General features: G+C 55.0%; 26 protein-coding genes. 11 read left to right on the forward strand and 15 right to left on the reverse strand.

Going from position 1 to position 25936, the window contains the following annotated elements; all coding sequences use genetic code 11:
- Window positions 1–127: 127 nt before the first annotated feature.
- The gene (locus tag NUH87_RS02530; protein ID WP_338524574.1) at window positions 128–1060 is read left to right on the forward strand and encodes a LysR family transcriptional regulator; all 933 of its coding nucleotides are present in this window, start codon (window positions 128–130) and stop codon (window positions 1058–1060) included.
- Between the two features lie 44 nt (window positions 1061–1104).
- Here NUH87_RS02530 and NUH87_RS02535 read toward each other — a convergent pair whose 3' ends face one another.
- From NUH87_RS02535 to NUH87_RS02545, 3 genes are all read right to left on the reverse strand, one after another.
- The gene (locus NUH87_RS02535) at window positions 1105–1671 is read right to left on the reverse strand and encodes a TetR/AcrR family transcriptional regulator (protein ID WP_338524575.1); all 567 of its coding nucleotides are present in this window, start codon (window positions 1669–1671) and stop codon (window positions 1105–1107) included.
- 103 nt (window positions 1672–1774) lie between these two features.
- A complete protein-coding gene (locus tag NUH87_RS02540; RefSeq protein WP_338524576.1) occupies window positions 1775–3385 on the reverse strand; it encodes an AMP-binding protein in 1611 nt (536 codons plus the stop codon).
- A gap of 63 nt (window positions 3386–3448) precedes the next feature.
- Window positions 3449–4036 carry a 2-hydroxychromene-2-carboxylate isomerase gene (locus NUH87_RS02545; protein WP_338524577.1) on the reverse strand — a complete coding sequence of 196 codons (588 nt, stop codon included), beginning with the start codon at window positions 4034–4036 and terminating at the stop codon, window positions 3449–3451.
- Between the two features lie 231 nt (window positions 4037–4267).
- On the opposite strand from NUH87_RS02545, the gene NUH87_RS02550 reads away from it, so the two are divergent.
- Complete coding sequence (locus tag NUH87_RS02550) at window positions 4268–5005, forward strand: SDR family oxidoreductase (protein WP_338524578.1); 738 nt, start codon at window positions 4268–4270, stop codon at window positions 5003–5005.
- Entirely contained in the window at window positions 4999–5448 is a 450-nt protein-coding gene (locus NUH87_RS02555; RefSeq protein ID WP_338524579.1) for a thioesterase family protein, read from the forward strand. Before NUH87_RS02550 ends, NUH87_RS02555 begins: the two co-directional genes overlap by 7 nt.
- Window positions 5449–5463: 15 nt before the next feature.
- On the opposite strand, the gene NUH87_RS02560 is transcribed toward NUH87_RS02555, so the two are convergent.
- From NUH87_RS02560 to NUH87_RS02570, 3 genes are all read right to left on the reverse strand, one after another.
- On the reverse strand, window positions 5464–6456 hold the full coding sequence (locus NUH87_RS02560; protein ID WP_338524580.1) for a zinc-dependent alcohol dehydrogenase family protein: 993 nt from the start codon (window positions 6454–6456) through the stop codon (window positions 5464–5466).
- Between the two features lie 65 nt (window positions 6457–6521).
- Complete coding sequence (locus tag NUH87_RS02565) at window positions 6522–7355, reverse strand: helix-turn-helix transcriptional regulator (RefSeq protein WP_338524581.1); 834 nt, start codon at window positions 7353–7355, stop codon at window positions 6522–6524.
- Window positions 7356–7373: 18 nt separating this feature from the next.
- Complete coding sequence (locus NUH87_RS02570; RefSeq protein WP_338524582.1) at window positions 7374–8249, reverse strand: MBL fold metallo-hydrolase; 876 nt, start codon at window positions 8247–8249, stop codon at window positions 7374–7376.
- 282 nt (window positions 8250–8531) lie between these two features.
- Between NUH87_RS02570 and NUH87_RS02575 the strand changes: the two genes are divergently transcribed.
- The 3 genes from NUH87_RS02575 (at window position 8532) to NUH87_RS02585 (ending at window position 10079) form a co-directional block, all read left to right on the forward strand.
- Window positions 8532–8870 carry a hypothetical protein gene (locus NUH87_RS02575; protein ID WP_338524583.1) on the forward strand — a complete coding sequence of 113 codons (339 nt, stop codon included), beginning with the start codon at window positions 8532–8534 and terminating at the stop codon, window positions 8868–8870.
- Window positions 8870–9289 (forward strand): DUF2231 domain-containing protein, encoded by a 420-nt coding sequence (locus NUH87_RS02580; protein ID WP_338524584.1) that lies wholly within the window; start codon window positions 8870–8872, stop codon window positions 9287–9289. The genes NUH87_RS02575 and NUH87_RS02580 overlap by 1 nt, the downstream gene beginning before the upstream one ends.
- Window positions 9290–9389: 100 nt before the next feature.
- Window positions 9390–10079, forward strand: coding sequence for an RNA polymerase sigma factor (locus tag NUH87_RS02585; RefSeq protein WP_338524585.1), 690 nt, complete (start codon window positions 9390–9392; stop codon window positions 10077–10079).
- Window positions 10080–10343: 264 nt separating this feature from the next.
- On the opposite strand, the gene NUH87_RS02590 is transcribed toward NUH87_RS02585, so the two are convergent.
- From NUH87_RS02590 to NUH87_RS02600, 3 genes are all read right to left on the reverse strand, one after another.
- Window positions 10344–11798 carry an alpha/beta hydrolase family protein gene (locus NUH87_RS02590; RefSeq protein WP_338524586.1) on the reverse strand — a complete coding sequence of 485 codons (1455 nt, stop codon included), beginning with the start codon at window positions 11796–11798 and terminating at the stop codon, window positions 10344–10346.
- A 598-nt stretch (window positions 11799–12396) separates the two neighbouring features.
- Window positions 12397–12738, reverse strand: coding sequence for a DUF6124 family protein (locus NUH87_RS02595; protein WP_338524587.1), 342 nt, complete (start codon window positions 12736–12738; stop codon window positions 12397–12399).
- A 475-nt stretch (window positions 12739–13213) separates the two neighbouring features.
- Window positions 13214–13444, reverse strand: coding sequence for a hypothetical protein (locus NUH87_RS02600; RefSeq protein WP_338524588.1), 231 nt, complete (start codon window positions 13442–13444; stop codon window positions 13214–13216).
- Between the two features lie 360 nt (window positions 13445–13804).
- Here NUH87_RS02600 and NUH87_RS02605 point away from each other — a divergent pair, with 360 nt between their 5' ends.
- Window positions 13805–14257 carry a hypothetical protein gene (locus NUH87_RS02605; protein WP_052451216.1) on the forward strand — a complete coding sequence of 151 codons (453 nt, stop codon included), beginning with the start codon at window positions 13805–13807 and terminating at the stop codon, window positions 14255–14257.
- A gap of 255 nt (window positions 14258–14512) precedes the next feature.
- Here the strand turns inward: NUH87_RS02605 and NUH87_RS02610 are convergent, their stop codons facing one another.
- Window positions 14513–15520, reverse strand: coding sequence for a hypothetical protein (locus NUH87_RS02610; protein ID WP_040067950.1), 1008 nt, complete (start codon window positions 15518–15520; stop codon window positions 14513–14515).
- 250 nt (window positions 15521–15770) lie between these two features.
- Between NUH87_RS02610 and NUH87_RS02615 the strand changes: the two genes are divergently transcribed.
- A complete protein-coding gene (locus tag NUH87_RS02615; RefSeq protein ID WP_040067948.1) occupies window positions 15771–16187 on the forward strand; it encodes a hypothetical protein in 417 nt (138 codons plus the stop codon).
- 115 nt (window positions 16188–16302) lie between these two features.
- On the opposite strand, the gene NUH87_RS31180 is transcribed toward NUH87_RS02615, so the two are convergent.
- Window positions 16303–16392, reverse strand: coding sequence for a helix-turn-helix domain-containing protein (locus tag NUH87_RS31180; RefSeq protein ID WP_422393898.1), 90 nt, complete (start codon window positions 16390–16392; stop codon window positions 16303–16305).
- A 402-nt stretch (window positions 16393–16794) separates the two neighbouring features.
- Between NUH87_RS31180 and NUH87_RS02620 the strand changes: the two genes are divergently transcribed.
- Both NUH87_RS02620 and NUH87_RS02625 read left to right on the forward strand, forming a co-directional pair.
- Window positions 16795–18453: an ATP-dependent nuclease gene (locus tag NUH87_RS02620; protein WP_040067945.1), complete on the forward strand. Its 1659-nt coding sequence runs from the start codon at window positions 16795–16797 to the stop codon at window positions 18451–18453.
- A complete protein-coding gene (locus NUH87_RS02625) occupies window positions 18446–19624 on the forward strand; it encodes a UvrD-helicase domain-containing protein (RefSeq protein ID WP_040067943.1) in 1179 nt (392 codons plus the stop codon). The genes NUH87_RS02620 and NUH87_RS02625 overlap by 8 nt, the downstream gene beginning before the upstream one ends.
- 442 nt (window positions 19625–20066) lie before the next feature.
- Here NUH87_RS02625 and NUH87_RS02630 read toward each other — a convergent pair whose 3' ends face one another.
- Complete coding sequence (locus NUH87_RS02630; protein WP_338524589.1) at window positions 20067–20426, reverse strand: hypothetical protein; 360 nt, start codon at window positions 20424–20426, stop codon at window positions 20067–20069.
- A gap of 133 nt (window positions 20427–20559) precedes the next feature.
- Entirely contained in the window at window positions 20560–20865 is a 306-nt protein-coding gene (locus tag NUH87_RS02635) for a hypothetical protein (RefSeq protein WP_338524590.1), read from the reverse strand.
- 246 nt (window positions 20866–21111) lie between these two features.
- On the opposite strand from NUH87_RS02635, the gene NUH87_RS02640 reads away from it, so the two are divergent.
- Window positions 21112–21309: a hypothetical protein gene (locus NUH87_RS02640; RefSeq protein WP_338524591.1), complete on the forward strand. Its 198-nt coding sequence runs from the start codon at window positions 21112–21114 to the stop codon at window positions 21307–21309.
- Window positions 21310–22589: 1280 nt separating this feature from the next.
- On the opposite strand, the gene NUH87_RS02645 is transcribed toward NUH87_RS02640, so the two are convergent.
- Together NUH87_RS02645 and NUH87_RS02650 are read right to left on the reverse strand one after the other, a co-directional pair.
- On the reverse strand, window positions 22590–24698 hold the full coding sequence (locus NUH87_RS02645) for a UvrD-helicase domain-containing protein (protein ID WP_338524592.1): 2109 nt from the start codon (window positions 24696–24698) through the stop codon (window positions 22590–22592).
- 314 nt (window positions 24699–25012) lie between these two features.
- On the reverse strand, window positions 25013–25858 hold the full coding sequence (locus tag NUH87_RS02650) for an alpha/beta hydrolase (protein WP_338524593.1): 846 nt from the start codon (window positions 25856–25858) through the stop codon (window positions 25013–25015).
- Window positions 25859–25936 lie beyond the last annotated feature (78 nt).

The raw sequence follows: 25936 nt of genomic DNA on the forward strand, positions 1-25936 counted from the left end.
TTGCGCTTCAGTATTTTGTGACACACCTTCAATGTGGCTGTCGTGGACATCGAAAGCCTTATCGGTGATAAACAAGAAATCACATCATTATTCGAGATGTATTCTGCAATTTGCGCAAAGGTGATTCATGGACCGATTCGCGGCGCTCAGCGCCTTCATTGCTGTGGTTGAGCATGGCGGTTTTGCATCGGCAGCCCGTCGACTGGGCTTGGCACCCTCATCGCTGACCCGACAACTGAATGCGTTGGAGGAGAGTCTGGGCACGCTCCTGATGAATCGCTCCACTCGGGCGGTGACCTTGACTGAGGCCGGCGTGCAGTACTATGAAGATGCGCGCCGCATTCTCGATGAGCTCGAGAGCGCCGACCGGGCTGCCAGCGAGATGGCGGGGCTGCCGAGCGGGCTGCTCAGGGTGGCATTGCCGGTCGCTTTCGGCAGGCTGCATGTCGCCCCCGCGCTACCGACATTCTTACGCCAGTTCCCTGGGATACGCCTCGATATCCGGCTCAGCGATACCATGACGAATCTGGCCGAAGAGCGCCTCGATGTCGCCATCCGCCTGGGCGCTCCAGCCTCCCAGGATCTGATCGCGCGTAAGTTGGCACCGCACCGACGGGTCATCTGTGCCAGCCCTGATTACCTCGGCGAGCACGGAGCGCCCGCACATCCCGGCGAACTGCCCCAGCATAATTGCCTGCTGTTCGATTACCTCTCAGGGACCTCGACCTGGACGTTGAAGTGCGATGGCAAGACGGAAAAGGTCGCGGTTTCGGGTAACTTGAAGGCCAACGGGTCCGAACTGTTGCGAGAGGCCGCCATCAGCGGGGCCGGACTTTTGCTCATGCCGACATGGCTGGTGGGAGACGACATCAGTGCCGGTCGTCTCGTCCCTGTACTGGAGTCCTGGTCCCCTATAACGGGAGAAGAGGACGGGGCTGTCTGGGCGGTCTACCTTCCGAACCAGCGTGGCTCAAAGAAACTTGCCGTATTCCTCGACTTTCTGGTTCAGCATTTCGGTACACCGCCTTACTGGGAGCGACACGTTAACCCCATTATCTAGGTGTGCGGTCCCGGAATGAGGCGGTGCGGATTGGTCTTGAAGCGTTATTTTTCCTGGGGGAAATAGCTCTTCTGAATAGCCTTGCGGGTCGAGGTAATGATTTCCTTGCGAGTTCGTTCTGTCTCGACGGCTCGGGACAGGACCAGCGCACCCACACATTGGGCAATGACGGCCCAGGCCGCATCAGGATCATCGAGACGATTGGCCCAAGCCTTCTGCACTTGCCTCAGTCCTTTTTCGACAGCCCCTCGTACCTCCGGTTCGGCGCGTGCAATTTCTCCTCCCAGGGCGGGAAGGACACAGCCTTCTTCAGGATGAAGGACATGAAAGGTACTGAGATAGTTGCGTAGGCATTGCTCCAACTGTTCGCCTGATGCGTTCTGTTCACCGGCCAGCATTTCACTGCTGTTTCGGATTTCATCCTCAATCACTGCCTGAAACAGTGCTTGCTTGGACGGGAAGTGACTGTAGAAAGCCCCCCCGGTCATTCCGATGGCGGACATCAGCGCATCGACTCCCGTCGAGCTGAAGCCACCTTTCTTGGTGATCGCCCTGGCCGTTTCAATCAGCTTTGTGCGCGTCTCGGCCTTATGCGTTTTGGAGTAGCGCATTCGCGTTCCTCAGAGTTCGATTGGCATTGGTCAGATCGTAGCATATGCCCCGTTTAATAAACGATCGTTCTCAATACGCCAGTGACACTCCGCGCGGGAACAATTATCTGCCGGTTGGGCCTGGCGGCGACCGTAAATCCTTGCGCAGGATTTTGCCCACCGATGACTTCGGCAGCGCCTCGACGAAGGTGACGTACTTGGGCACCTTGTACCCTGTCAGGCCTGAGCGGCAGTGCGCCTTGATCTGCTCGACCGTCACTGCCGAGGTTCGCGCCACGGCAAACAGATGCGGCACTTCGCCCGAGCGCTCATCCGGGACACCGATGCAGGCGCATTCGAGGATGTCCGGGTGGTTGGCAACCACGCCTTCGATCTCGTTCGGGTACACGTTGAATCCCGATACCAGAATCATGTCCTTCTTGCGGTCCACCAAGTGCATGAAGCCGTCTTCGGCCACAGTCACAATGTCACCAGTCTTGAACCAGCCGTCGCCGGTGAAGGCCTTGCGTGTTTCGTCTTCATTTTTCCAATAGCCCGCGAACAGCTGTGGGCCCTTGACGTGCAGTTCGCCGGTACCGCCCGATGGCACCTCCACACCTTCATCATCAACGATACGCAGCTCGGTGGACGGCATGGCGATACCGATGCTGCCATTGCGTCCGCGCGGGTTGAACATCATGCAGGGTGAGGTCTCGGTCAGGCCGTAAGCCTCGGTGATCGGCGCACCGCCGGCGGCGATCCAACGCTCCACCACGGCCTGTTGCACCGAAGCGCCAGCGCCGATGACGGCATAGGTGTTGGTGAAATCCACGGTTTTCAGTTGCGGATCTTCCACCAGGCTATTGAACAGCGTATTGACCCCCATGAACATATCGAATGGTGCACGTTTGAGCTCGTTAATCACCGACGCCGTATCCCGTGGGTTGGGGATCAGCCGCAGGTTTGCACCCAATGCGATCGACATCAGCGCTACTGACATCGGGTACACGTGATACAGAGGCAGTGGCAAGACAATCGACATGGGATGAGTATCGTTGTCAGGCGTGAGCCACAGCAGAATCATTTTCAGACTGGTACCGACGCTGCGATGGGTGAGCACCGCGCCTTTCGACACACCGGTGGTACCGCCGGTGTATTGCAGAAAAGCGATGTCGGCGGGGGTCATGTCCATCGGCGCCAGTTCCGCCCGCTCGCGGTCCTTGAGGGTCGTTGCAAACGCCAGTGCATGATCGCTGACGATCTGCTCCAGCAGCCCGATGACCGGCGTCGCCAATACCTGCCTGATGGCAGTGCGTTCGATGATCGGTTCCAGGGTGGAGAGAAGGGGTTCGGCAATCACGATGCAGCCAGCCCCCGAGTCGCGAAGCTGATGCTCCAGCTCCCGGGGCGTGTACAACGGGTTGATGTTCACCACCACCATGCCGGCTTGAATCACACCGGCAAGAGCGATCAAGTAGGGCAGGCTGTTGGGGATCATCAGGGCCACGCGATCACCGCGTTGCAGGCCGGACTGGTGTAGATGAATGGCGAAGTTTTTTGAGAACCGCGCCAGTTGTTCATAACTCAACTGCTCGTGGAGGCAGGTCGCGGCAATCCGCTGGGCGTGACGTGCGAACGATTGTTCGAGGGTGGTGAGCAGTGTTTCTTGATCACCCAATTCTATTTCATCGGGAAAACCGGTGGGGTAGGCTGGATTTCTGGCGCGTTGAAGCATGATTCACTCCTGTGTCATTGTTCTTGGGCAGGCGAGAAAATACTTACTGTCAGATGAAACGCCTCAGGACAACGCTTCCTCCACGAAGACGAGCCGGTCCTGACCAAAAAACATCTCGTCTCGTACAAACATCGTTGGGGCTCCAAATACGCCGCGTTCAAGGGCTTCGTCGGTCGTGCTTCGAAGTTGCGCCTTGACGTCCGGCTCATTGGTCAAGGCCAGGACCTCATCAATGGAAAAGCCCGCCTGAATGATCGTGCGGCCGACCAGCGTCGGTTCGTTGAGGTTCAGTGCTTCGACCCACAGGGCATTGAACAGCTGCGCCAAGAAGGACTCGAACCGTTCCGGGTGGCGCATTTGCACGCCGGTCACAGCCCGCATCAGTTGCAGGGTGTTGATGGGGAAGTGCGGGTTCATCACCAAAGGCACGCCGTAACGATGAGCGAAGCGACCCAGATCGATACTCGAGTAACGACCTTTGGCGGGCACGGCTGCAGGAGAGGCATTGCCGGTGGCCTGAAATATCCCGCCCAGCAACATCGGTCGGAACACCAGCTCGGCGCCTTTTGCGGCGCATATTTTTGGCAGTTGCGTCCACGCCAGATAGGACGCCGGACTGCCCACATCGAAGAAAAACTCCACCTTCTTCATTTGCACACACTCTCCAATAGAATACGGTCGTTTACTAAACGTACGTTATTCTAGCGTTTCGGCTCTGTCAAACCGCCGCTTCGAGATCGCCCACGGGGTACTCAAGAACACACTGAAGCATCACCTGCTCAACCCCGACGGCCCTTAACTGACCGAACAATGGGTGGCTTGACCGTCGTTGAGGCTGAGCGTATGTTTTTAAAAAAACGACCGTTTACTAAAGGATCTGCAATGTCCAGTTCAACCGAAGCCAAGGTAGCGTTGATCATCGGTGCGGGTGATTCCACCGGCGGTGCTATCGCCAAAAAGTTCGCTGCTGAGGGTTACATCGCCTGCGTAACCCGTCGCGATGCCGAAAAGCTGCAACCGCTGGTCGACAGCATCCGTGAGCGAGGCGGTGAGGCCCACGGTTTTGCCTCTGATGCGCGCAAGGAAGAAGAAGTGGTTGCGCTGGTCGAGCATATCGAGGCGAACATCGGACCGATCGACGTCCTGGTATTCAACATTGGCGCCAACGTGCCTTGCAGCATCCTTGACGAGACGGCCCGCAAGTATTTCAAGATTTGGGAAATGGCCTGTTTCTCGGGTTTCCTCAATACGCGCGAAGTTGCCAAGCGAATGGTGACCCGGCAGCGCGGCACCATCCTGTTCACCGGGGCCACGGCCGCCTTGCGGGGCGCCGCCAACTTCTCGGCCTTCGCCGGCGCCAAGCACGCACTGCGTGCCCTGGCCCAAAGCGCTTCCCGAGAGCTGGCGCCGCAGAATATCCATGTCGCCCACATCGTGGTCGACGGCGCGATTGACACCGACTTTATCCGTACCCAGTTCCCGGAGCGCTACGCGCTCAAGGATCAGGACGGCATTCTCAACCCGGAACACATCGCCGATAACTACTGGTACCTGCACACGCAACCACGTGACGCCTGGACCTTCGAGTTGGATCTGCGTCCGTGGATCGAGAAATGGTAAAGCCATGGGATTTACCGGATCCTTTCGTTTTTGACCTCGTCGTCGACAACGCGGATATCGATGAGTTGGGGCACGTCAACCACTCGGTGTATGTAAAGTGGTTGGAACATTGTGCCTGGTCGCATTCCTTGAGCCTGGGCATCACGCTGGCCGATTACCGGCGGTTGGATCGCGGCATGGCCGTAGTGCGCAATGAGGTCGATTATCTGGCGAGCGCCTATGAGGGGGAGAGGCTACTGATCGCCACCTGGATCGTGAGCGTGCAACGGATCAAGTTGGTTCGTCATTTCCAGGTGATTCGCGCGGCAGACATGTGTGTTTTATTGCGCGCAATCACCACGTTCGCCTGTGTCGAACTCTCCACCGGCAAGCCAAGGCGGATGCCGGAAGAGTTTGCCACGGGCTTTGGCGGGGTTATTGTCGCCGAGGTATCGAACACCTGAAAGAACACCTGGCAATCAGTTGACGGACACCACGATTTTCCCGATCTGTGCATTCGACTCCATATGACGATGGGCGTCAGAAATCTCGCTGAACGGGAATACTCTATCAATCACCGGCTTCAATTTACCCTCGGCCAGGCCTTTGGATACGAAGGCCTTGGCGTTTGCGAGTTTTTCGGGATGGGTCGTAATCTCAAACAACTCGTAGCCACGCAGGGTGAGGTGCTTGCCGAGGATGTCCATCACCGGGACGGGAATATCCCGTTCGTCCAGAGCGCCATACTGGAAGAAGAGGCCTTCATTGGAGAGGGACTTGAGCAGCTTCGCGGCTTCCGGGCCACCCACGGGATCAAACGCAATCCGAGCACCTTTACCCGCGGTGATCTTTGCCACTTCGGCAACCAGATCCTGCTCTTGAGTGGCGATGACGTACTTGGCGCCGGCATCCAGGAGCGCCTGGCGTTTGGCGCTGGTGCGGGTCAGCGCAACAGGGATAGCGCCGAGCATATTGGCGACCTGGATGGCGGCCAAGCCGACGCTGCTCGATGCCGCAGGAATCAGCACGGTCTGGCCCGCCTGCAGGTTGCCATATTCGACCAGTGCCCCGTATGCGGTGACAAACATCATCCAGCTCGCAGCGGCCTCTTCAAATGAGAGGTTGGTCGGGTGTTTGACGACCGCGTGGACTGGCGCATTCACGACTTCCGCGTACATGCCGTAGTCGGCAAAAGAGAAGGCCGGTATAACGCTGACAACATCGCCCACGGCAAAATCGCTGACACCGCCACCTACCGCCCGAACGATACCGGCGGCTTCATAGCCCAATTGCGCGGGGAATACCGGGTCAATCACGTATTGGCCGGTGCGATACATGATCTCTGCACGGTTCAATCCCAGCGCCTTGACCTCGATCTGGACTTCGCCCGCGGCAGGTGGGTTGACCACTACGTCGTCGATCTGCAGAACATCGGCGTCGCCAGTACGATGAAAACGAATAGCTTTAGTCATGTTGACCTCGAAAATAGGATGAATTGAATTGAATTGAATGACTGAGGAAACCCTGACAAACAAGGCTATCTAAATCTTGAGGGTTCAGTGCCGTAGCGCTCGGTGAAGCGCTTGCTGAAACTGGCCGCGGAGTTATAGCCGACCTTGGAGGCGATGGTTTTTACCGGCAACTTGGACGTCATCAGTAATCGCAAGGCCTCCGATACACGGGCATCGGCGATAATGGTGCGCAGATTGGTATGCTCATCGGCGAGTCGTCGGCGAAGCGTGGGCCCGCTGATACCGATAGAAGATTCAATCTGCTCGGTAGACCAGCTTCGGGCCGGGTCATTCACGACCATCCGCCGGATAGTGGTTGCCAGGCTGGCGGCAGGCAATCTGAGCAAGCCGCGCTGCCCTTGGCCATGGAGATGAATCACCACCTCGACCATGGCATGGAGCGACAACGCCCTATGCCCATCTGCCATCGCTCTCGTCCAGCGCTCAAGAGGGTCGAGGAGGGTGGCGACTTCAACGGAAGAGATATGGCCCAGTTCGTTTTCAGGCGGTTGTGCGAGCAGTAGCCTGGCCGCCTCCAGTTGTTCATCCAAAAGGACGACACTGAGCGCGATGAATTCGTTCTTGTCAGGGTCTGGAATGTATTCGATGTCAAAGCATCGAGCATTAGGGACCACCAGGATGTTCCCGGGGTGGACTTCACGCCAGGTTTGATTGTCGTTGTAGCGAAAGTGGCCCAGCAAGGGAAAGGCCAAGGTTGGGCCATCGACATCGTGTTTTTTCACAAGATGAGATTGAATGGAGCGCAAGCAGTCACACGGCAGTGACCGACTGGATGTCGCTAACGACAGCAGGCTGGCCAGGATCCCATGGGTAGCGACCGTGGCGTTTTCACTGATCACGTGACTGGCTCCTTTCATTTACAAGGCCGGTGACCAGAGATCATAGTCCAGCACGTAGTTAGACTCTTCTCGACGGATAAGCCCAGTGGTTGGCAGATTGAAGTGCATGCCGGTCACTTTCAGTTTGTCGGTCGCCACTTGATCGAGCAACCGACCGCGAGTGGACGCTGCCTGAACCGAATCGCTGTCGAATGCGATGGTCACTTCAGGCTGCGCGACCTGGATGTGGGGGAAGTGGACGATATCGCCCCAGATCAATAATGAGTCCTTGCCTTCACCGATCAGATAGCCGGTGTGGCCTGGCGTATGACCTGGGAGCGCAACGGCTTGGATACCGGGAAGAATGTCCTCGCCAGTGAAGGGGACGATTCGCTCGTCATAGGCATCGAACGCGTTCCGAGCGACCTCGAAAAAGGGCTTGAAACCGTCCGGAGCGTTCGACCGGATCGTGTCGTTGCGCCAGAACGAAAGCTCGTTCTCATGAACGAAAAGCTGTTCGACATTTCGGAAGGTCGGGGTCTGCAATGGACCTGCCAGGCCGCCGATATGATCGGGGTGGGCGTGGGTCAGCAGGACGGTGTCAATCTGCAGTGGATCGATACCTGCTGCTGCCAGGGCAACTTGAAGCCGGCCGCCCCAGCCATTGATGCCGCCGGCACCGCTGTCGATCAGGATGGTGCGATCGCCTTTCTGCACCACGTAGATGTTGATGTTCATGCGGGGGAGTGGGGCTACGCCACGCTTTTCCAGCAGTGCCTCGGCCTTCGCCCCCTCTATGCCGCTCAGGAGCTCGAAGGATACGTCCAGGTAACCATCACTCAGCATCGTGACGGTCATGTCGCCAAATTTCTTGCGGTTGATGGCCGGTGCCTGGAACGTTTGGATCAGACTCATACCTACCTCGATCGAGTTCGAATGTGAGCGCTCGGGGAGCGCGTCTAGATCCACAGGTTAAGGGCGGTGGTGTATTCGATTCGCTCAATCTGGTTCGTTTAACGCTCAAGTCAGTAGGTCCATCCTTGTCACCGCGTCCACAGACTCGCTGTCGTTTCCAGAAGCCGAATAGTCGGCCACATTCCTGCATTCGGGAACGTAACTGAATGTCGCTCCATCCAATGATTAGACGCAGACGAAAACAACAGTTTGTTTAGTCGTATCTTCTCTGGAGCAAAACAAATGCTGAACTACGCCATCATCGTATTTGCCATCGCCGCCGTTGGCGGCTTGCTGCTTGCAGCGCATGTGCTGCGCAATAAGTTCGCCCCTTGGATGCTGTCGCTACTGCACGCATTGCTCGGTGCAACGGGACTGGTGTTGTTGGTCACGCTGCTTGCCCAGGGCAACGCGCCGCAGAAAGTGCTGATTGGTTTCGTGCTGATGCTAGTGGCGGCGCTGGGGGGATTCTTCCTGGCCTCGTTCCATGTGCGTAAGAAGCTACCGCCCAAGGCCGTAGTGGTGATCCATGCCGGCGTCGCGGTTGCGGGTTTTCTGACCCTGGTAAGCGTACTGCTGTGATGTCTCGCCATCCTCTACATCCGGCACTGGTGCATTTCCCCATTGCCTGCTGGTCGCTGGCTGTGCTGGCGGATTTCGCAGGACTTTGGCTCGGTGAGGCCGCTTGGCGTTGGTCAGGCGGGCTTCTCACGGTTGGCTGCGGCATGGCTTTCGTGGCCATGCTCGCAGGCCTGATCGAGCTGTCTAAGGTGCCCGAAGGCCTCGCGATGCGGACGACTTACTGGCACATGAGCGCGATGCTCATCGCCAGCACACTCTTTTGCGCACGCTTGCTTCTGCGGCTGGAAGACTGGCGACCATTGGAGCCGAACACAGCTTCTTTACTATTGGATGCGGGGGGCTTTATCTCGTTGGTTCTGGGTGGCTGGTTCGGCAGCAAGCTGGTGTATCACCACGGCGTCGGACGCTCCAGCAACTAGACTACGAGCATTACTCTCACAAAAAATCACTGATTGATGAGTCTACCTATGCTGATCGAAAAGGACGCGGATCCTGTTCGTTCGATGTCCAGGAAATAACATGTTGAACACCCAACAACAAGCGCCAGAACTGATCACGGAGGCCGAGCTTGTATCGCGCGCGGCCCAAGGGGATGAGGCGGCCTTTGAAGCGATCATGCGACGCAACAACCAACGACTGTTTCGGACGGCGCGCAGCATTCTGAAAAACGACCTGGAGGCCGAGGAGGCGCTTCAAGAAGCCTACCTTCATGCGTGGCGAGCATTGGGAGGCTTTCGTTCGGACGCCAAGCTCTCAACCTGGCTCATACGGATCGTCGCCAACGAGGCGTTGGGGCGCCTGAGACGAAAGACTGCGCAGGTCATTCCACTGGAGGCGGCCATGAATTCCATCGATCCCGAAATCCAGGTATCGCTGCTCGATAATCCTGACCAACGACCTGAAAACTCTGTCATGCGTGCCCAGATGCGCAAGCTGCTGGAAGCTCGCATCGACTTGTTGCCAGAGGCTTTCCGAACCGTTTTCATGCTGCGAGCGGTCGAGGAAATGAGCGTGGAAGAAGTTTCACAGGCGCTAGGCATTCCCGAAGCCACGGTGCGCACGCGATTCTTCCGCGCACGCAGCATGCTGCGCGAGGACCTGGCCAACCACATCGATATCGCTGTGAGCGATGCCTTTGCCTTCGATGGCGCACGTTGCGATCGCATCGTCGCCGGTGTACTGGCAAGAGCGAAGCAGATGTTGGGGTAAGGTACCGGACACTTTTCAAGCGCCAAGCAACCTTCATCTACTTTTTCGACCATACGACCTCATCGTCGACCGCGTAAGGTCGACAGTCCCGATGGGCTTTTTTACATTCATCCAAAGTAGCTTGCAGTGGTTCGTTACCGCCGGCCGAGGCATACCACGCGCCGTCGGGTGTAATGGTAAAAGCGCGCGGTTTTTTAAGAGCCAGAAACTTTCGATAGCCCTCCCGGGCCGCTGTACTGAGGTAGGGAACAGCCGTCACATCCTCTAGTGCCGCAAAATGCGTGGGGGTGGAGTTTGTGCGGGTTTAACCCAGACCACGTCATTGTCCACGGCGTAGGGACGGCAATTTCGCCCCACTTTTTTACATTGGGCTAATCCCCTGCCAAGCGGATCAAAACCACCTTGCGTTGTAACCGCGGTGCCATCGCCCGCAATCAGAAAGGCGCGTGGAAGCGGTTTTGTTAAAAACTGCCGATAGGTTTGCCGGCCTTGGTCATTGATATACGGCACAGCATTCGCATCAGCGAGTGCCGCGAAATGTGTCGATGGTGGAACGGGCGTCAATAATGGCTTCACCCAGACCACCTCGTTATCCACCGCATAGGGGGAGCACTTGACGCCTTTACTTTTACATGCGCGCAATCCGGTACCGAGCGGATCGAACCCCCCATGCATGGACGCGATGCCACCGTTTTCGCCGATAAGAAAGGCGCGTGGCATGGGCTGGGTCAAGAACTCTCGGTATTGTTGCCGCTCTTGCTCATTCATAAGCGGCACGGCGCCTACATCCCCGATAGCAGCGTACTGAGTTGGCGGCGGCACAGGTACTGGCAGGTACTCGGGGTAGATCGGTTGGTGAGGTAGCCCCAATCGGGCCAGGAAGGTGTCTACTTTAACCCCCCAAATCGCCAGACCCTCCGGAAAACCCAATAGGTTATGCGAGTCCTCCATGAAGTTGCCATACGCCACTAGCTCGGCCGCACCACCTGCTGCGGTATACCCCGCATACGCGGTGCGCCAGGTCGACTCAGAAAACACTTTGTCATTGCTGCCATAAAACCAGATGGACGGAATGGTGGTATGTGCGCCGTCGTAGGCGGCGGCAGCGGCCATACTCTGCTCGGAGGTGGCACAATCAGATTCCTTGAGCCCACCGGCAAAGTTAATCAAGCCTTTTACGTTGGGGATGTTGAGCGTGCCGAGTGCCAATGTGTTGAAACCACCAAAACTCTGGCCAGCAACAACGATGCGTTGACCATCGATGTAGGGCTGTGCCGTCATATATTGGATGACGGCACGGATGTCTTCGGCATTGTTGAGACCGGTCGCTATAAAGTCGCAACCATGGTGCTCGAGTTGCCCGCCCGACCCGGCAAAGCCACGCATCATGGGCAGCGCCACGGCATAGCCGCGCGAGAGAAAATAATAGGCGGAAAAAGTGATGTGGTAGCGGGGATTATCCTTCGGCGCTTTTTTGCCGTCGGAGCCGTGATTCATCACCACCAAGGGAAACGGGCCTGGACCACTGGGAGTCAATACCGTCAGTTGCAGGGCAACAGGGCGCTCGTGATCACCGGGAACATTGAGCACACGCTCATTCATGGATGCCTCAGGCATCTTGCTAGCGTCAGACTCCTCATTCGCGGCGTAGACAGCATTTGGCCCTTGCAAAATGATATAAAAAAGAATGATTATTATCTTCTTAAATCGTGCTGGCATAAGTTGCTCACTGTATCGCCCTGAGCGAAAGAGCTTCAGGACTTCCCAAGGGCAGTTAATGAATGGTAGACCAGCGGATGCCAAAACTGGCGCATCCGCATCCAGCGATCAAATGCAGAGACAAACAGCTGTCTATCTCACCGAAAGACCCTGTCATTAAAAGCTACGAGAAAAATTATTGTTTTAATCCTTTAAGTCGGTATCGATTGGTCGCCACGTTGAGATGTGCATGCATCCTCCGCGCGATAATACTAAAGCGCCATTATGCGCGAAAGCTTTCGCATGAGGCACTGGAAAAATAACAAGGGTGGGGGAGGCGGTCGCAGAACGCTGTGCTGTACAAGCTCGGGGTCAGTCGATCTGTCGAGGAAGGCGAGCTTTCCCGCGACCTGTTTCTGGTACCGCCGCTCGGTCACTTGCTTTTCGTGCGCAATGAATTCTTGTCAGGGGAGGAGAGTGGCTTGTCATCAAGACGATCAAGCGAGACTACGTGGCGCATATGCCCAAGCCCGATCGAGAAACGGCATTGCGCAACCTGACGATTGCCTTCGAGCGAACGGGAAGCATTGCTTCCCGTTCCTCTATCGTTTGAGCACAGTCAGCTGCTGACGGCCAGCTCATCCAGCACCGAGTCCATCCGCAGTTGTGCCAGCTCGATCAGGTGCACTACACCCATCGCGACCTTGCGGTTCGAGCCGGTTTGGTTGTCGGCGTGCTCATAGGCCGTGGCTGCAGCGGATTGCAGAATCGAGTAGACGTTGGCCAGGGCGTCTTCCTGATTCCTGGGTTCTTTCAAATGATCATGCAGCGCGGTGACAGGGACAGGTTTGGAGCCTGCGTCCGGACCGAGGTTGTAGTGAGACAAAGCTCGGTCGGCGATACGCGGGTCAATGCTTTCGATGTTAGAGGTTGCGGGCGGATTGGGGGTTGCTTTGAACATGATGAAAACTCCGATATGGGATGGAGCTGTCACCGTTCGCTTGCACGCGAATGAGGGTGGCAGCCGTACGCAGGTGTGCAAGACCGGGCATATCGGACCCCGGCAGACTCGAAAGCCTCCCGCGCACGGCCACCATTAAGCAGGAATCGCAGGCATAAGAAATGCCAGTCGAAACGGCTTGTTTGAGGGCGCGTGAGCACCGATATGAACGGACTTGCACGTCCGTGTCATCAACTGCGTGATGACGAGATCAAGACTATCCGCGACATTCGGCACAAACAAGCGGTCAGGATTTTCTAGGAAATTTCAGTCAAGGGAAAGAGAGTTCTCTTGCAGGTCGCTGAAATGACCGGCTTGCGTGAGAGGTCGCGAGCACACGCTGATTATGCGCAGCAGGTCGAAGCGGCAGGAGATTGAGTCGGCCGCAGACCGCTACAAGTTGGAGTCAAAGGCTGGTGCTCGCTACTTCGATCGGTCAGACGCGAGTCAACAAGAATATCTCTGGTAGCACCTGCCCACCGTGAGGAGGCAGGCCACCTGCCTTGACTTTCTGTGCCCGCTGCAGCGCGCTGGCGATGGTGATTTCCGTGCGAGACTCGATACTCCGTGCTACTCCACCCACCGAGCGGTCACCGAAGCCCAGCAGCGAGCAGCCGTTATTGATGAACACGAAGAAGACGATCACCCAGAATGGACCGCAGCTCATGACACAAGCCCCTGGGCGTTGGTGACCGTGATCGCAAGGACGAAAACGATATAGCCAAGGATCGCTGCGTAAGCGCCTTGCCTGATTGAGTTGAGAAGGGTAGTTGCCATGTAGCAGCTCCAGATGTCGCTTATGGAGCCAAGGGTGACGGAGTCGCAGATCAATAAAAAACGATGTTCAGCGATTCAGACTATCGATCCGCTCGATCATTGAAAGTGGTGATCATCCCGATAGAAATCTGCAAAAAAATGGCCGAGGGATATCCCTCCGGTAGGCGCCCACTATGGAGCGGCGTAGGTGCACCAGGTAGTGTAATCGAGCACCATTGGGTTAACTCACATCACAGGGACAGCCGCTGCTATGGCCTATCCAGGACAGCCAATCGTCAACTACATCGCCAGCCTGAGCCCGCTCTACCAATCAGAAGAAATTCTAGGCTTCTGCGCAGCGAGGTCTCTGCGGGACGGGACATTGATCCTGCCGCATCCAGAAAATGATGGGGAATTGGAGGACGCAATGGTAGTTGTTTGGTGGCAGGGTGATTCGAGTCGGGCAACCGAAGTGCTCGGGTCTATCATGGTTACCAACGCGGTCGTGGATTACGTTGGATTCCATAGCCTAGGTAAGGAGAACGGTCACTCGACAGCGCTCATGGCACAACAGTATGAGCATTTTGAGCGCAAGACGGGGGCGACCCTGTACCTGCCATATTTCGAGGATGAACTGCCTCTCCTGGCTAAAATCTTCCGCCTGGTGAAAAGCATGGGACCGAAGTTGGCCTTTGACGCTTTGCGAAAAATGGCGGGTCTATAAAGTCGGATTTGGCCTGTGCCTACGAGTCATAGAAAACGGGCAATAATGCGCATCTACTTTTTAGGCGGTGACCATGGACAGGCTTGAGATTGTTGATCGACGTAGCCAGTGATAACAATCGTCGAGTTCAACACCTACTACGCAACTCACTGGGCTTTCCAGCCTAGGACAAGCAGCCAGGGATGACCCAGTTAGCGCTCTGACGGGACAGAGTTTGAACTTTGCCCCTACCCTGAGAGGGGACGCTGATAGCTATCAACCAATACCAAGAAGTCGATAAACCTCGGAACGCTCTTCATCTTCCTTAAGGCTTTTGATATCCCCAGCCTGGTTGTGCAGGACAGGAAGGAGTCGAGCAAAGTTGGTTGTAATTTGGTAGCTGGTCGTCGTTAGACCTTCCGACTCGTTGCGCGAAACATCACTGACAGAGAAGCACTCCAGCAATAAGCGTAAATCTCTGTCGTCGGTGAAAAACTTGGTCTTGGCATATCCTATCCTCTGCTTGCGCCAAATTTCAAGTATTAGATTGGACATGTTAGCTATGCGTTGTATCAGCTGAATATCTCCCAGGGCATTGCTCGCATTAAATTCGGCTGGATCTTCCTTGAATTTTATGACTTTGAGTGCAGGCACAAACCCATAGACGCAGGCTACTGAAGTTATAACCACCGGGTGATTTTTTAGAATTCCGAGCTTTTCTGCTTTGGAGCATATCTGCGCTACGAGTTCAAGGCGCTTGTCCGCAGCCGGAGCATCATATAACTTCAGTGAATTGATAAATATAAGAAACTGATGATAGATGGGGCCTAGCTCTTCGGGGTGCTCGCCTTTAAGCTCAAGAATCTGATCAGGCGTAATGTGACCCCCTTCGTAAACCTTGGCGTTTTTGAAAAACTGCTGCAGAGCGGTCAGGTCGCACTCTACTTCAGCGACAAGCCCTTCATCAGTTTTCGGATGGTTTAGATCACTGGTTTTTTCCAAAAAAGCCGCAAGGTATGAGATCCCGTTGCCTGGCACATCAAGCTTCCGTAGTTCAGATATAGACTCCCGAACCGGGGCGTCAGGATCTGGCGATTTTTTCAAGTGGGTTTTTATATGACTGATGGCGCAGACGTCAAGAAAGTGCAAAGTTGGCGCCTGATTCGCTAAGCGCCGCCATTGCGTTAAGGCTGCCGTGGAGTGATGGTCTCCTGCCGGGATCTCAAACCTTACTTTGATGCTGACTCTCTGAAACCCAAATTCCTTGTTGGATTGCTCGTTCACCTGCCCACCTCTTTGATATTGATTAGCCGAAGGCTCGACAGTCTTTAGCCTGCGGAAAAGCGTCGTTCACATTGTGCGTCATTCTGGCTGGCGAGGCGATGCTCAAAACGTTGAGCGAACGCCGTCAGTCAGGTCACAGCCGCAGAAGGGTAGTGGCATGTGTGACTGAATTCCGAGGGGGCCTTTTGGCGTGCATTCCTTGCGTAGGTCCTTATCATCGCCTCACACCCACTCTCGTTATAGGAATTCTATGGACAAGCGAATCGATCCCACCTTAGGTAAGTCAATCTACGAGACGGCGACTGCGTACATGGCGACGCTGGCCGTTATCGGGTCTTTTACGATGACGCTCGCCGGCACCGCCAAAGCCTTTATCTCTCCTGCTGTGGCACTCACGATTGTCGCGGTCGTGGTTGCTCTCGCTTTTCTGCGTGGTGGTGAGTACCGGCGTCGAGTCGATGAGTTCCTGGAGCGCGCTGACTTCATGATGCTTGTGGAGATCTGCGCGAAAGCATGGCCATTCTGGCTGTCGACGATGTTTTTGATTGGCGTCGGGCTGGGGATCATCTCAATGATGCAGTACGACACCTGGAAACATTTCATGTCGGTTGGCGGCCTTGTGGGGCTCGGGACTCAATACCTTGCGGGCCAGGTGTTCAAGTTCTGATTTAGATGCGTTCTGATACGGCTTGTGCCGGTGGGATACATCTCTCGTCACAAGCTGTTCTGTCAGTGGGCTTTCCGCTCGCGTCTTGTCTCATATGACGCAGGCACAGCACAGCTCACCAGTGGTGCCAAACAGTCTGGCGTGTGATCCCGAGTTCCTCGGCGGCCTCCGCCATGGTCAGTCCTTTAGCCTTCAGGCGTTGCACATCATCACGTCGCCGCCGAGCAGCGGCTACCCGACCATGAAGACGATCCGATTGGTCGACCTGAAGCGCAGCAAATGAGCCCCCAGTGGCGTCACTTCGATGGATATGCGCTCAAGCAGATCCGTAGGCACCACGGACTCCTCTGCCCGTAGGCAAGGGCCAGCACCGTGAGCGGGTGGACACCCAGCTCCCGGGCGATGGAAGTTCAGCTTTTCAACGATCACACCGCTCTGGGCGCGTTCCACCCGGCTTGTGTGAACGCTGCTGAGGTACCTGGCATGGTCGGGGGGGGAGGGGGAAGGAGCGTCTTGGTCAGCAGATAGACAGTGTCAGAGCGGCGCGGTAATGTTTCTGCGAAAGCGGCTATGGGCCATTATTTGACGTTTTCTAGAGGGAATTAGAGTGCGCGTTAAATCGATTAAGCTGACCAATTTCAAGAAGTTCAAAAATGATCACCTTGAATTCAATGATGACGTCAATATCTTCGTAGGCGATAACAACGCTGGCAAAAGTACGATTCTGGAGGCATTGGAAATAGTTCTTAATTACAGCTATCGTGGCCGCCCCTTCAACACCGAATTCACGCCAGACATTTTCAACAAGGATGCCGTCCAGCAGTTTTTGGCATCCGACAAATCTGCCAAGCACCTGCCTAGTCTGGTTATCGAAGCATTCATCGACGGTGTGCCTGACTATCGAGGTGCGAACAACTTTTCAAAGGTTGATGCTCAGGGCGTCACCGTGCAAGCGTGCTTTGATGCTGCGCTTGAAGATGTCTATACCGAGTACCTGAAGACGAATCCAAGCATCACGAGCATCCCGATCGAGTTCTACAAGCTGGAGTGGCTGGATTTCGGGTGGAACCCCATCAAAACGGTGGCCAAGAAATTCAGGGCGTTGTACATCGACCCGACCCGTATCCACCCCACCTTGGGTAAGAACCAGTACATTTCGACCATCCTGAACACCGCACTGGACAAGGAAGAGCTTGTCAAGCTGACGCTCAACTACCGCGAAAATCAGCAGGTGTTCAACGATTCGGGCGAGGTCAAAGCGGTCAACGCTGGCCTGGATGCGGATCACCTTATCACTGATAAGAAGCTGTCCATTGCAGCGAGCACCTTGCCAGCCGGGTCTATTCAGACCGGGTTGCAGCTTGAAGTGGATGACGTGCCATTCCAGTTCATCGGGAAGGGTGAGCAGAGCAATGTGCAGATCAAGCTCGCTATTCAGAACAAGTCGAAGGATATCGACCTGGTGATGATGGAGGAGCCTGAAAACCACCTCTCGCACACCAACCTAAACAAATTGGTGCACTATATCGAGAAGCAGCGCGGCTCCAAGCAGCTGTTCCTCACTACCCACAGCTCGTACGTTCTCAACAAGCTGAGCATCGATAAAATCTGCCTCGTGCAGTCGGGCTACCAGCGTCTTCACAAACTGGATCCCGATGTCGTCAAAACCCTCAAGCGGTTGCCGGGCTATGACTCGTTACGCGTGGCGTTGTCACCTAAGGTGATCTTGGTCGAAGGGCCTTCTGACGAGCTGGTGCTCAAGAAAATTTACTACCGCAAGCACGATCGCCTGCCGGAACAGGATGGCATCGACATCATTGTGGTGCGCGGGGTCGGGTTCGATACCTTCATCGCTGTTGGCATGGAGATTGGTACTCAGATCAACGTCCTCAGGGATAACGATGGTGCCTACCAGGACAACGTTGTGAAGGCCCGTGAAGCCTACGTGACCTATCCCAATATCAAGCTGATCTCCTCGGACAAAGATGAGGAGTTTTCGCTTGAGCCCGCCATGATTTATGCCAATGCGAGCGACCTGAAAACGCTGAACGCCTTTGCTAAAGAGGTCTTATCCAAGCAGACGCACAACCTCTACACGGAGGTTGCCGGCTTAGACAAACGACGCGAATTTCTGATCGAGTGGTTCCGAAGCGTCAAGGGCAATGGCAAGGGGGCGCGTAAGGTCGATTCAGCTATCAGGCTGTTCGATGGGAACCTGGAATTCAAGTACCCGGCATTCCTCGATGAGGTGTTCGACTTTGGCTAATGAATTCTGGATCGCCGGTGCGGGGTCGGGCAAAACTCACAAAATCATCCAGGACGCCATCGAGGTGATCGAGGCGGGCGGACGCGTCTTGGTAGTCACTTACACGACGAGCAATCAGGCCGAGCTGCGCTCACGTTTCGTAGAGGTGTATGGCAAAAGCAGTGATGATTTTGTCGTCAAAGGCCTGTTCTCCTTTTACTTGGAAGACCTGGTGAGGCCCTACCAAAACGTTGTGTTCCCTGAGCGCATCGCTACCACAGCGTTCACGGAGCATAACCCTCACCTGAGACCTGGTACGAAGAATTGGTTTCCCAACAGGGGAGAGAAGATTGGAGACGCCCTGAATCCGCTGCATTTTCTGACCTCCTGTAAGACAAAAGCCTATACCGGCCTGCTAGCGAAACTGGCGACGAGGATCGCGACAAAGTCAAAGAATGCCCCTGCCAAGCGGCTGAAAGACATCTATCAGCGGGTCTTTTTCGATGAGGTTCAGGACTTGGTGGGTTGGGATTACGACGTCATCAAAGCGCTCAGTAAGGTGATGCCTGATTCGATTTGCTGTGTCGGCGATTTCCGTCAAACCATTTACACGACTACGTTCGGCCACAAGGCGCCAGAAACGCCGGTGCAGAAGATAGAATGCTTTCAGGGCTTGAAGTTTGAGCAGCGCTCGCTGCCGAAGAATCGGCGGTGCATCCAGGAAATCTGTGATCTGTCCGATACGATTCACCCTGGCCTCTATCAGAAGACGCTGTCAGAGGTTGAGAACGTTCCTGATGAGGTGGCTCATCACTATGGCGCCTTCGTCATCAAGCCGTCACAGGTGAGCGATTATCTCGCCATGTTCAAGCCTCAGGTCTTGCGATGGTCATCGTCGATGGGCAAAGGCTACCTCCCGCCGAGCCTGTCCTGCCATACCTTCGGGTCAAGCAAAGGTCTTGGTTTCGATCGTGTTTTGATTGTCTCACCGGAGAAGCATCTCAAGTATCTAGGTGGTGACGACAAGGTGTTCGACAAGGACAAAACAGAAGAGTCAAGGAACAAGCTGTACGTGGCGATCACCCGAGCGCGCTATAGCTTGGCGTTTGTGGTTGAGGATGAACTCATAGACAAGATGCAGTTGCCTTTGTGGGATGGGGATCCGCCAGAGGTTTTGAGGGGAGCTGATTAGACAGGCTGTAGGTGAAGGCCGCTAGCGCAGCATATTCGAGCATGCAGGGCAGTCAAATGGCTTTTTGATATCATCGCTCAATTGGCGCTTTATTTAACATAATATACATTATGCGAACCCTTAGGCTTTCAGCTCTGTCCCAATTCACAGCGCCCAAGGATAGAAAAATGATCGACCATCCGAACACGATTGTCGCAAGCGACAAAGCGTGTCTCGGACGGCCTTCTCACAAAACAACTCAAAGTTGCCAGTGACAAGGAACCGAGCATTAAGCCAAACGGGTACACATTCTCGTCCAAACCTCGCTTCCGATAATTCCCATTATCAGAAATTGGGAACTGTGCAGTCCCGCTGGTTCCCGCGCTCTGAACCGAGCCGCTTGGTCACCAACGGGACTCACAGGAGATAAAAAGGACGGACAAGGTTCGGAGCATTAAGGCAATCATTCCAGCACGCCGAGAACCGTAAGCCTCGATATATCGACATACTCTTCATGCTCATAACCGTCCGGCCTCAAAAGCAAACAGCTTTCGATACCATCAGCAACTGAACCTACGTGCACAGCAACGACTTTAGCTCCATAAACAAAGGACTCATTAACCAAATCACGTCCATCGTCATAGCAAGCTTGAAGGTGCTCACCGACTCGAATACGTTTGCCAAGCAAAACCAGAGGATCAACCTGCAAAAACGAGCCGTTCCAACATGATATTTTTTCAAGTTGGAACGATAGCGACGCCAAACCACCAAAGCCAATGGCCACAGCGTTGACAGCAGTTTGCGTAGAATTCAAAGCATCCATTATCGATCTCCTATTTAGATCGTGATTGGTAGCTACCTTGGGGAGTTGGCGCTCCCCAGGGCAGCATCTAGCCCTTCGTGGACTGGATTCATTACACGCTGTCGCCCTACCCACTCAATAACAGCGATTCAAATCAATAAAGCTTCTGACGCCTAATAGCTTCAATCATGAAGCGCTTAAGTTCACGACTCAAAGTAGATTGTCGAACATTACAAAGACGCTCAAACTCTTCTTTGATGATGGAATTAATTCGAAAATTAATGCGGCCATCATTACTGTCCGCCAAGTTTGCAAGAACTTTGGTGATACGTTCCTGATTATCAATTAATTGTCGCCGTACAGGATCTTCGTCGCTTTCAGCATCCCTGCCGAGCATTCTGCGAATATCCCGTAAAACGGCATCGCCATGGGCGCCTTTGGAATTATCATCACCGGCCATTCAAGGCTCCAAAACAGTAAATCTTAGGGAGAACATACAGTGATAAATGTACGTACACAATGGGTGACATAGCAAAAAAGACAAGAAACCGGCTTGTAACGCTCTATTCCGCAGCTTTCAGCGCGAAATCGAGAAAAAATCAGTATCACCATGAGACAAGAGTCCACCATTAGAGATAGTGGACCCGGCTTCGCCGGCCAGATCAAAACCCGCACCCCGCTTCACACCAAAATCGCAGGAGGCGTGATGCTCGCAAAATGGTTTTTCGTATTCATGCTGGACGGCCAGCAAGAGGTTGCGGTCCCCGCGGCTTCAGAGGCGCAATGTGAACTCGTAGGGATAAAGATCGTAGCTGCCAGCCAAGAACGCGGAAAAAAAATCAAAGGCGCCTGCTACGTAAAGGCCAGTGAAGAACGCTCAAAAGTCGGCGCTGCAGGAAACTAAAAAGCATCTCCGCCTTCGCTCCGAAGAGGGGCCCTGCCCCTCCGACCAGAGGTCTACCCGGGACGGGGAAACGACCAGGTACTCCACACGACTGAAGAAGTCTCCGCCTTCGCTCCGAACAGGGGCTCGCCCCTGCGGCCAGAGGCCTACCCCCCATTGCTGCAAGGAAATTGCCTCCGGGACCCGACAACCAGCAGCGCTGGAAGGAATGGGTCCGTTGCGAAAAAGCTCAGTAATCAGTGACGAGTGTCAGCCGAGGGATCGCGAATCGCTCAAAGATCGAGGATAGCCCTACAGGCGACTTGGAGCGCTTCCAGACGTTGATCAAGCGCAGACGCCTCAGTATCGAGCTGGGACAGCCTGGAACGCATCTGACGAGCTTCGGCAACGACACGGGGATAGTCGGCCAAGCAGTAACAGACGGCATCGAGGGGATCGCGTGAGGGGGCGTACAACTGAGCATCACGGATCAGGTTTTCGGGGATCAGAAGTGGCTTACGCATAATGCGGCCTATGTTACGCGACCCGTGGAGCCACAGGCATCTTCCACAGCCCGCTCAACATAAGCCGGACCATTATGCGAAGCCTCTCATGCAGGCTTGTGCGCGACAGCTCACATAAATCCACGCAACGTTACGGCACCTAAACCACTACGCCAAGACGGCTGCCTGTGCGGGTGGCGCGCTCTGAACCGAGCCGCTTGCCACCCTCACAGGCGCCAGGCTCCCCACAGCGTCGAGCGACACTGCACAGTGACCTGATTCCTGACCATGATCTGAAACACTGAATCATTTACCGCTCCTGCTTAAAATCTGGAACCTTCAGCAAGGTCAATCTCCTCAGATTCCACGCTGCGTTGCCGTCTTGAACGCGCTACATCGTAACCTCCGCTGGCCCGGCACCAGGATGCCAGCAGCGCAATCAGACGTATCGTGGGCTTCATTGGGCGGGAATCGCAAGCGTCATGAGGCGGAAAACTACTTTCAGCCTTGGTCGCTCTGGCCTAGGCACTTGCTCGGCGGCCATGGCGAAAAATCTGTAGGCTGGTGTTCGAAATGCACCTAAGCGGTAAGCCGCCTAGGTGCGATTAGGGAACTAATTGAGCAGTGCTGAGACCTCCCCATCCTGGTATTTGAGCTCATCACACCAACTGCTGATCGCCCCGAGGGCCTCCACAGGGCGCATCTCACCGTTCGAAACATAGCTTATATGCAACTTATCTCTAGCACGCGTCATAGCCACGTAGAGCTTGGCGACATCGCCTGCTTTACTATCCTCATCTACTCGGGGGTAGCGTGTGTCTCGGACACCGTGGATGCCAGAAAAACGGTTCCGAACTCGAAACCTTTAGCACTTTCGACAGTCGACACCCGAACTCCCTCGGAGTCGATGGAGAAGTTCCCCTTGATGTCAATACACGGAATATTAGCAGCCCTCATTGCCGTCATAATTTCATTCCGGAAAATGCGGCTACGTGAAATTATGCAAATATCTGAGAGCGCCGAATCTCCATGAAACTCTCTAAAATTGGTGACTTCCGCCAGCACGTGCTCAAGCTCAGCCTCCTTGGAACGGCACCTTACTAAAGCTGGCCGCTCTCCCCGCCGAATCGCAAAATCTGGCCGCAAAGGCTTCTCTTGGTTATCCTCATCAATGTCAGAAAACTCATGATTACTGATCAGCGCATACGCAGCCTTGAGGATCTCGGAGGTGTTTCGATAGTTCTTCTTGAACACGCTTGCACGTGCAAGGCTGATCCCCAGCGTTTTTAGCGAAAAGCCGCGTTTGTAGATAGTTTGAGCACCATCACCAACCAAGAACAGGCCATCTGCAGCAGTTTTCAGGAGCTCCCCTTGTGGGGTTCGAATTAGCGAAAGCATCCGAATTTCGTTCTGACTGAGGTCTTGAACCTCGTCTGCCAGTACAGCCCTCCAACGAGACTTGCTCACCCCCTCCCCTCGATCTTTCAAAAGAGTGGCTGCTTGTTGCACAACACCTTCATGATCCGGAGATCCAACTTCAAGCAGTGAGGCCTCATAGGCTCGCAGGCCATGCAACACATGCTTCCGTGCAACCTCACCCAATGCCTTGCCCCGCCCAGTTCGCCTGAATGCAGAGGTTGCATAGCTGTCATACTCGCTGGGAAGCATCCGAGTGCGGATATAGCTCAATTCATCCCTAAGAAAATTCTTCAGTTCCGGGCCGGGCAGCCGCGCTAACCCTTGGGCTCCGTCACTGTACCCATGGACAGCTTGGATAACCTCATGCATCTGCACGTCTGTGTAAGAATCCGAAGGCCGTCGCATTAGTTCTCCGCGCAAGTCCTGCGTGATCTCGCGTGCAACACCCTGGATCGTTGCCACATGGATTTGTGCACGCTCGGGCCCGCAGAGTGTGGCTACCAGAGAGTCGAGTAGCTTCCTCATACTCTCTGTGAGCGTTACCACCAAGATCGGCTCGTTGTACTTCCTGGCGAGATATCGTGCACGATGAACCAGAACGCAAGTCTTACCGCTACCGGAGACACCTCGGAGCCGAGAGGGGCCTGACAGATCCGCGGAAGCGATCTTGGTCTGCTCAGGATGCAGATAAAGCATCCACTCCTCACGGTTAGAAGGATCAGGCATTCCTGGCTCCTCCTTCCAAGTGTAAAAGGTCTCAGAGTTAATCGGCGCATTGATGGCCGTCAACAGTTCGTCCGCCGAAGTCTCATGAGCTGCATTCGCTGCCACTTTGATTCGTTGCGAAACGCCGTCCATCTCGCCACGATCAGCCATGGTCAAAATATCGACAGCCAGCAACGCAGCTTCAAACCCAGCCTGCCGCTCAACTTCAGTCAGGATCGCATCAGCAGACTCACCCCAATCGCCTTTATTGACCTTGAGCAACATAGCAATGATCGGAGCACTCAGCTTGCAGCCACTGAAGTCCTCGCTATTGAACCCCATGAGAAGTGGCTCTTCCAGAACGTGCTCCGGAGTATCGAATGAGAGCTCAATTACGGCAGAAGGTCTAGGCTCGTCCAGACTGGATACCTGGATAAAATCGACTTTGCCGTCAGAGTCTTTCCGAACCCACTTATAGCGCTTGTGCTTCTTCAACCAGCTATCGCAGTCGTCATGGGTGCCTGCGAATAGCATGATCAGAAAATCGTCTGTTCCACTCTGATACTTCTGTACTACAAGGCGGTGCCCATCACCCAAATCGTACTTGTCACAATCCATCCGGGACTCACCGTGATGGGTACGCTCCAGCCGGATCTCTCCGTCCATACTGGCCTGGGTGCACGCAGCCTCAGCACGTTGAGCTGCGACCTTGCTGACTCGATTTGCTCTAGCCAGAGCCTTGAGCATTTTCCGAAAATCTCTAGGAACCACTACCTGCGGCATGCTCTTCCCTAATCTTGATAGACAATCAATGCTGACCCGAAACCAGGTGCAACCCTCCGACACACGGCCGTAGTGTCAGTTAGGCATCATTTGTATCAGAATTAAAGTGGACTTTGGTAGGAGAAATCCTACTCGGGCGGTTTAGCCGCGATGCCACACCTTGTTACAAAGGTGGGCTTCGCTTCGAAGCGTCGGATCCTATTATGTGAAATCCATCACGTTAACTAACGAAGGAGCATCGTTATGCCCCAAGGGATTTTCCACGTTGCGTTTCGGGCTAATACGCAAGATTTCGGCGAAGGATTTGGGCTTCACTAGGCGGGAATCGCAAGCGTCATGAGAAAGCCTGCGACCAGCCGGTTGAACACCTCACCTTGATCATCATGTACATAGTGACTGGCATCTGCGACCTCCGCCGTCCGAACGTGCGGATTGCTGGCGCTCATGGCCTGCAGCATCGCTGGCGGAAGGAAGTCCGAGCGCCCGCCGCGAATGAACAGGGTCGGACAATCCAACGCGCGCACTGCCGGCCACAGATCTGTCGGCTCGATACTCAGCCGCGCTTGGGCAATCCCTTGCTGATCATGGCGCCAGGTGATCACGCCCTCGCCCTCCTTCATTGAATGAGCGAGCCTTGACGCCAGGCCCTGCTCCGACAACCCCGGACGCGAAGCCCGCCAGAATGCTCGGGCCGCTTCCCAGCTTTCGAACTGCAAGGGCGTCTGGCTCATCTCGCGGCGAATGCGCGCAGCGCCATCGCCTTGGCTTGACGAGCCGGGACCGATGTCCTCGATCATCAAGCCAATCAGCCGTCCCGGGTTTTGCCGCGCATATTCAAGGGCGTTGGCGCCTCCTAATGAGTGTCCCAGCAATACAAAACGAGACAAGCCCACATGGGCGATGAAGTCCTCGAGGTCCTCGACATACGACTGCGTGTGGTAACTGCCGGGCGAGGCCCAGTCACTCAGTCCTCGACCGCGCTGGTCCAGGGCATAGACGCAATAGTCCGTACCCAGAGATTGCACCAGCGACTCCCAGGTTTGTGCATAGGCCCGCAAGCCATGCAACAGCACCAGGGGAACGCCGGTCGATTCGCCCCAGCGCAGAAAGTGCAGGCGCAAGCCTGATCGGTTGGTGAAGAAACAGCTGTCAGAAGGCATAGTTTTTCCTTAGCGTATGGCGCCAATCGATCTAGAAACGATCGAAGCGATGATTCGAATCCAGAGTGACGTTAATAG

The sequence above is a fragment of the Pseudomonas batumici genome, assembly GCF_036585405.1.
Taxonomy (GTDB): domain Bacteria; phylum Pseudomonadota; class Gammaproteobacteria; order Pseudomonadales; family Pseudomonadaceae; genus Aquipseudomonas; species Aquipseudomonas batumici.

Excerpts from the sequence above, each read along its gene's own strand:
- NUH87_RS02530 (WP_338524574.1), top strand. The coding sequence starts at position 128 with ATGGACCGATTCGCGGCGCTCAGCGCCTTCATTGCTGTGGTTGAGCAT.
- NUH87_RS02535 (WP_338524575.1), bottom strand. The coding sequence starts at position 1,671 with ATGCGCTACTCCAAAACGCATAAGGCCGAGACGCGCACAAAGCTGATT.
- NUH87_RS02540 (WP_338524576.1), bottom strand. The coding sequence starts at position 3,385 with ATGCTTCAACGCGCCAGAAATCCAGCCTACCCCACCGGTTTTCCCGAT.
- NUH87_RS02545 (WP_338524577.1), bottom strand. The coding sequence starts at position 4,036 with ATGAAGAAGGTGGAGTTTTTCTTCGATGTGGGCAGTCCGGCGTCCTAT.
- NUH87_RS02550 (WP_338524578.1), top strand. The coding sequence starts at position 4,268 with ATGTCCAGTTCAACCGAAGCCAAGGTAGCGTTGATCATCGGTGCGGGT.
- NUH87_RS02555 (WP_338524579.1), top strand. The coding sequence starts at position 4,999 with ATGGTAAAGCCATGGGATTTACCGGATCCTTTCGTTTTTGACCTCGTC.
- NUH87_RS02560 (WP_338524580.1), bottom strand. The coding sequence starts at position 6,456 with ATGACTAAAGCTATTCGTTTTCATCGTACTGGCGACGCCGATGTTCTG.
- NUH87_RS02570 (WP_338524582.1), bottom strand. The coding sequence starts at position 8,249 with ATGAGTCTGATCCAAACGTTCCAGGCACCGGCCATCAACCGCAAGAAA.
- NUH87_RS02575 (WP_338524583.1), top strand. The coding sequence starts at position 8,532 with ATGCTGAACTACGCCATCATCGTATTTGCCATCGCCGCCGTTGGCGGC.
- NUH87_RS02580 (WP_338524584.1), top strand. The coding sequence starts at position 8,870 with ATGTCTCGCCATCCTCTACATCCGGCACTGGTGCATTTCCCCATTGCC.
- NUH87_RS02585 (WP_338524585.1), top strand. The coding sequence starts at position 9,390 with ATGTTGAACACCCAACAACAAGCGCCAGAACTGATCACGGAGGCCGAG.
- NUH87_RS02590 (WP_338524586.1), bottom strand. The coding sequence starts at position 11,798 with ATGCCAGCACGATTTAAGAAGATAATAATCATTCTTTTTTATATCATT.
- NUH87_RS02595 (WP_338524587.1), bottom strand. The coding sequence starts at position 12,738 with ATGTTCAAAGCAACCCCCAATCCGCCCGCAACCTCTAACATCGAAAGC.
- NUH87_RS02600 (WP_338524588.1), bottom strand. The coding sequence starts at position 13,444 with ATGAGCTGCGGTCCATTCTGGGTGATCGTCTTCTTCGTGTTCATCAAT.
- NUH87_RS02605 (WP_052451216.1), top strand. The coding sequence starts at position 13,805 with ATGGCCTATCCAGGACAGCCAATCGTCAACTACATCGCCAGCCTGAGC.
- NUH87_RS02615 (WP_040067948.1), top strand. The coding sequence starts at position 15,771 with ATGGACAAGCGAATCGATCCCACCTTAGGTAAGTCAATCTACGAGACG.
- NUH87_RS02630 (WP_338524589.1), bottom strand. The coding sequence starts at position 20,426 with ATGGATGCTTTGAATTCTACGCAAACTGCTGTCAACGCTGTGGCCATT.
- NUH87_RS02635 (WP_338524590.1), bottom strand. The coding sequence starts at position 20,865 with ATGGCCGGTGATGATAATTCCAAAGGCGCCCATGGCGATGCCGTTTTA.
- NUH87_RS02640 (WP_338524591.1), top strand. The coding sequence starts at position 21,112 with ATGCTCGCAAAATGGTTTTTCGTATTCATGCTGGACGGCCAGCAAGAG.
- NUH87_RS02645 (WP_338524592.1), bottom strand. The coding sequence starts at position 24,698 with ATGCCGCAGGTAGTGGTTCCTAGAGATTTTCGGAAAATGCTCAAGGCT.
- NUH87_RS02650 (WP_338524593.1), bottom strand. The coding sequence starts at position 25,858 with ATGCCTTCTGACAGCTGTTTCTTCACCAACCGATCAGGCTTGCGCCTG.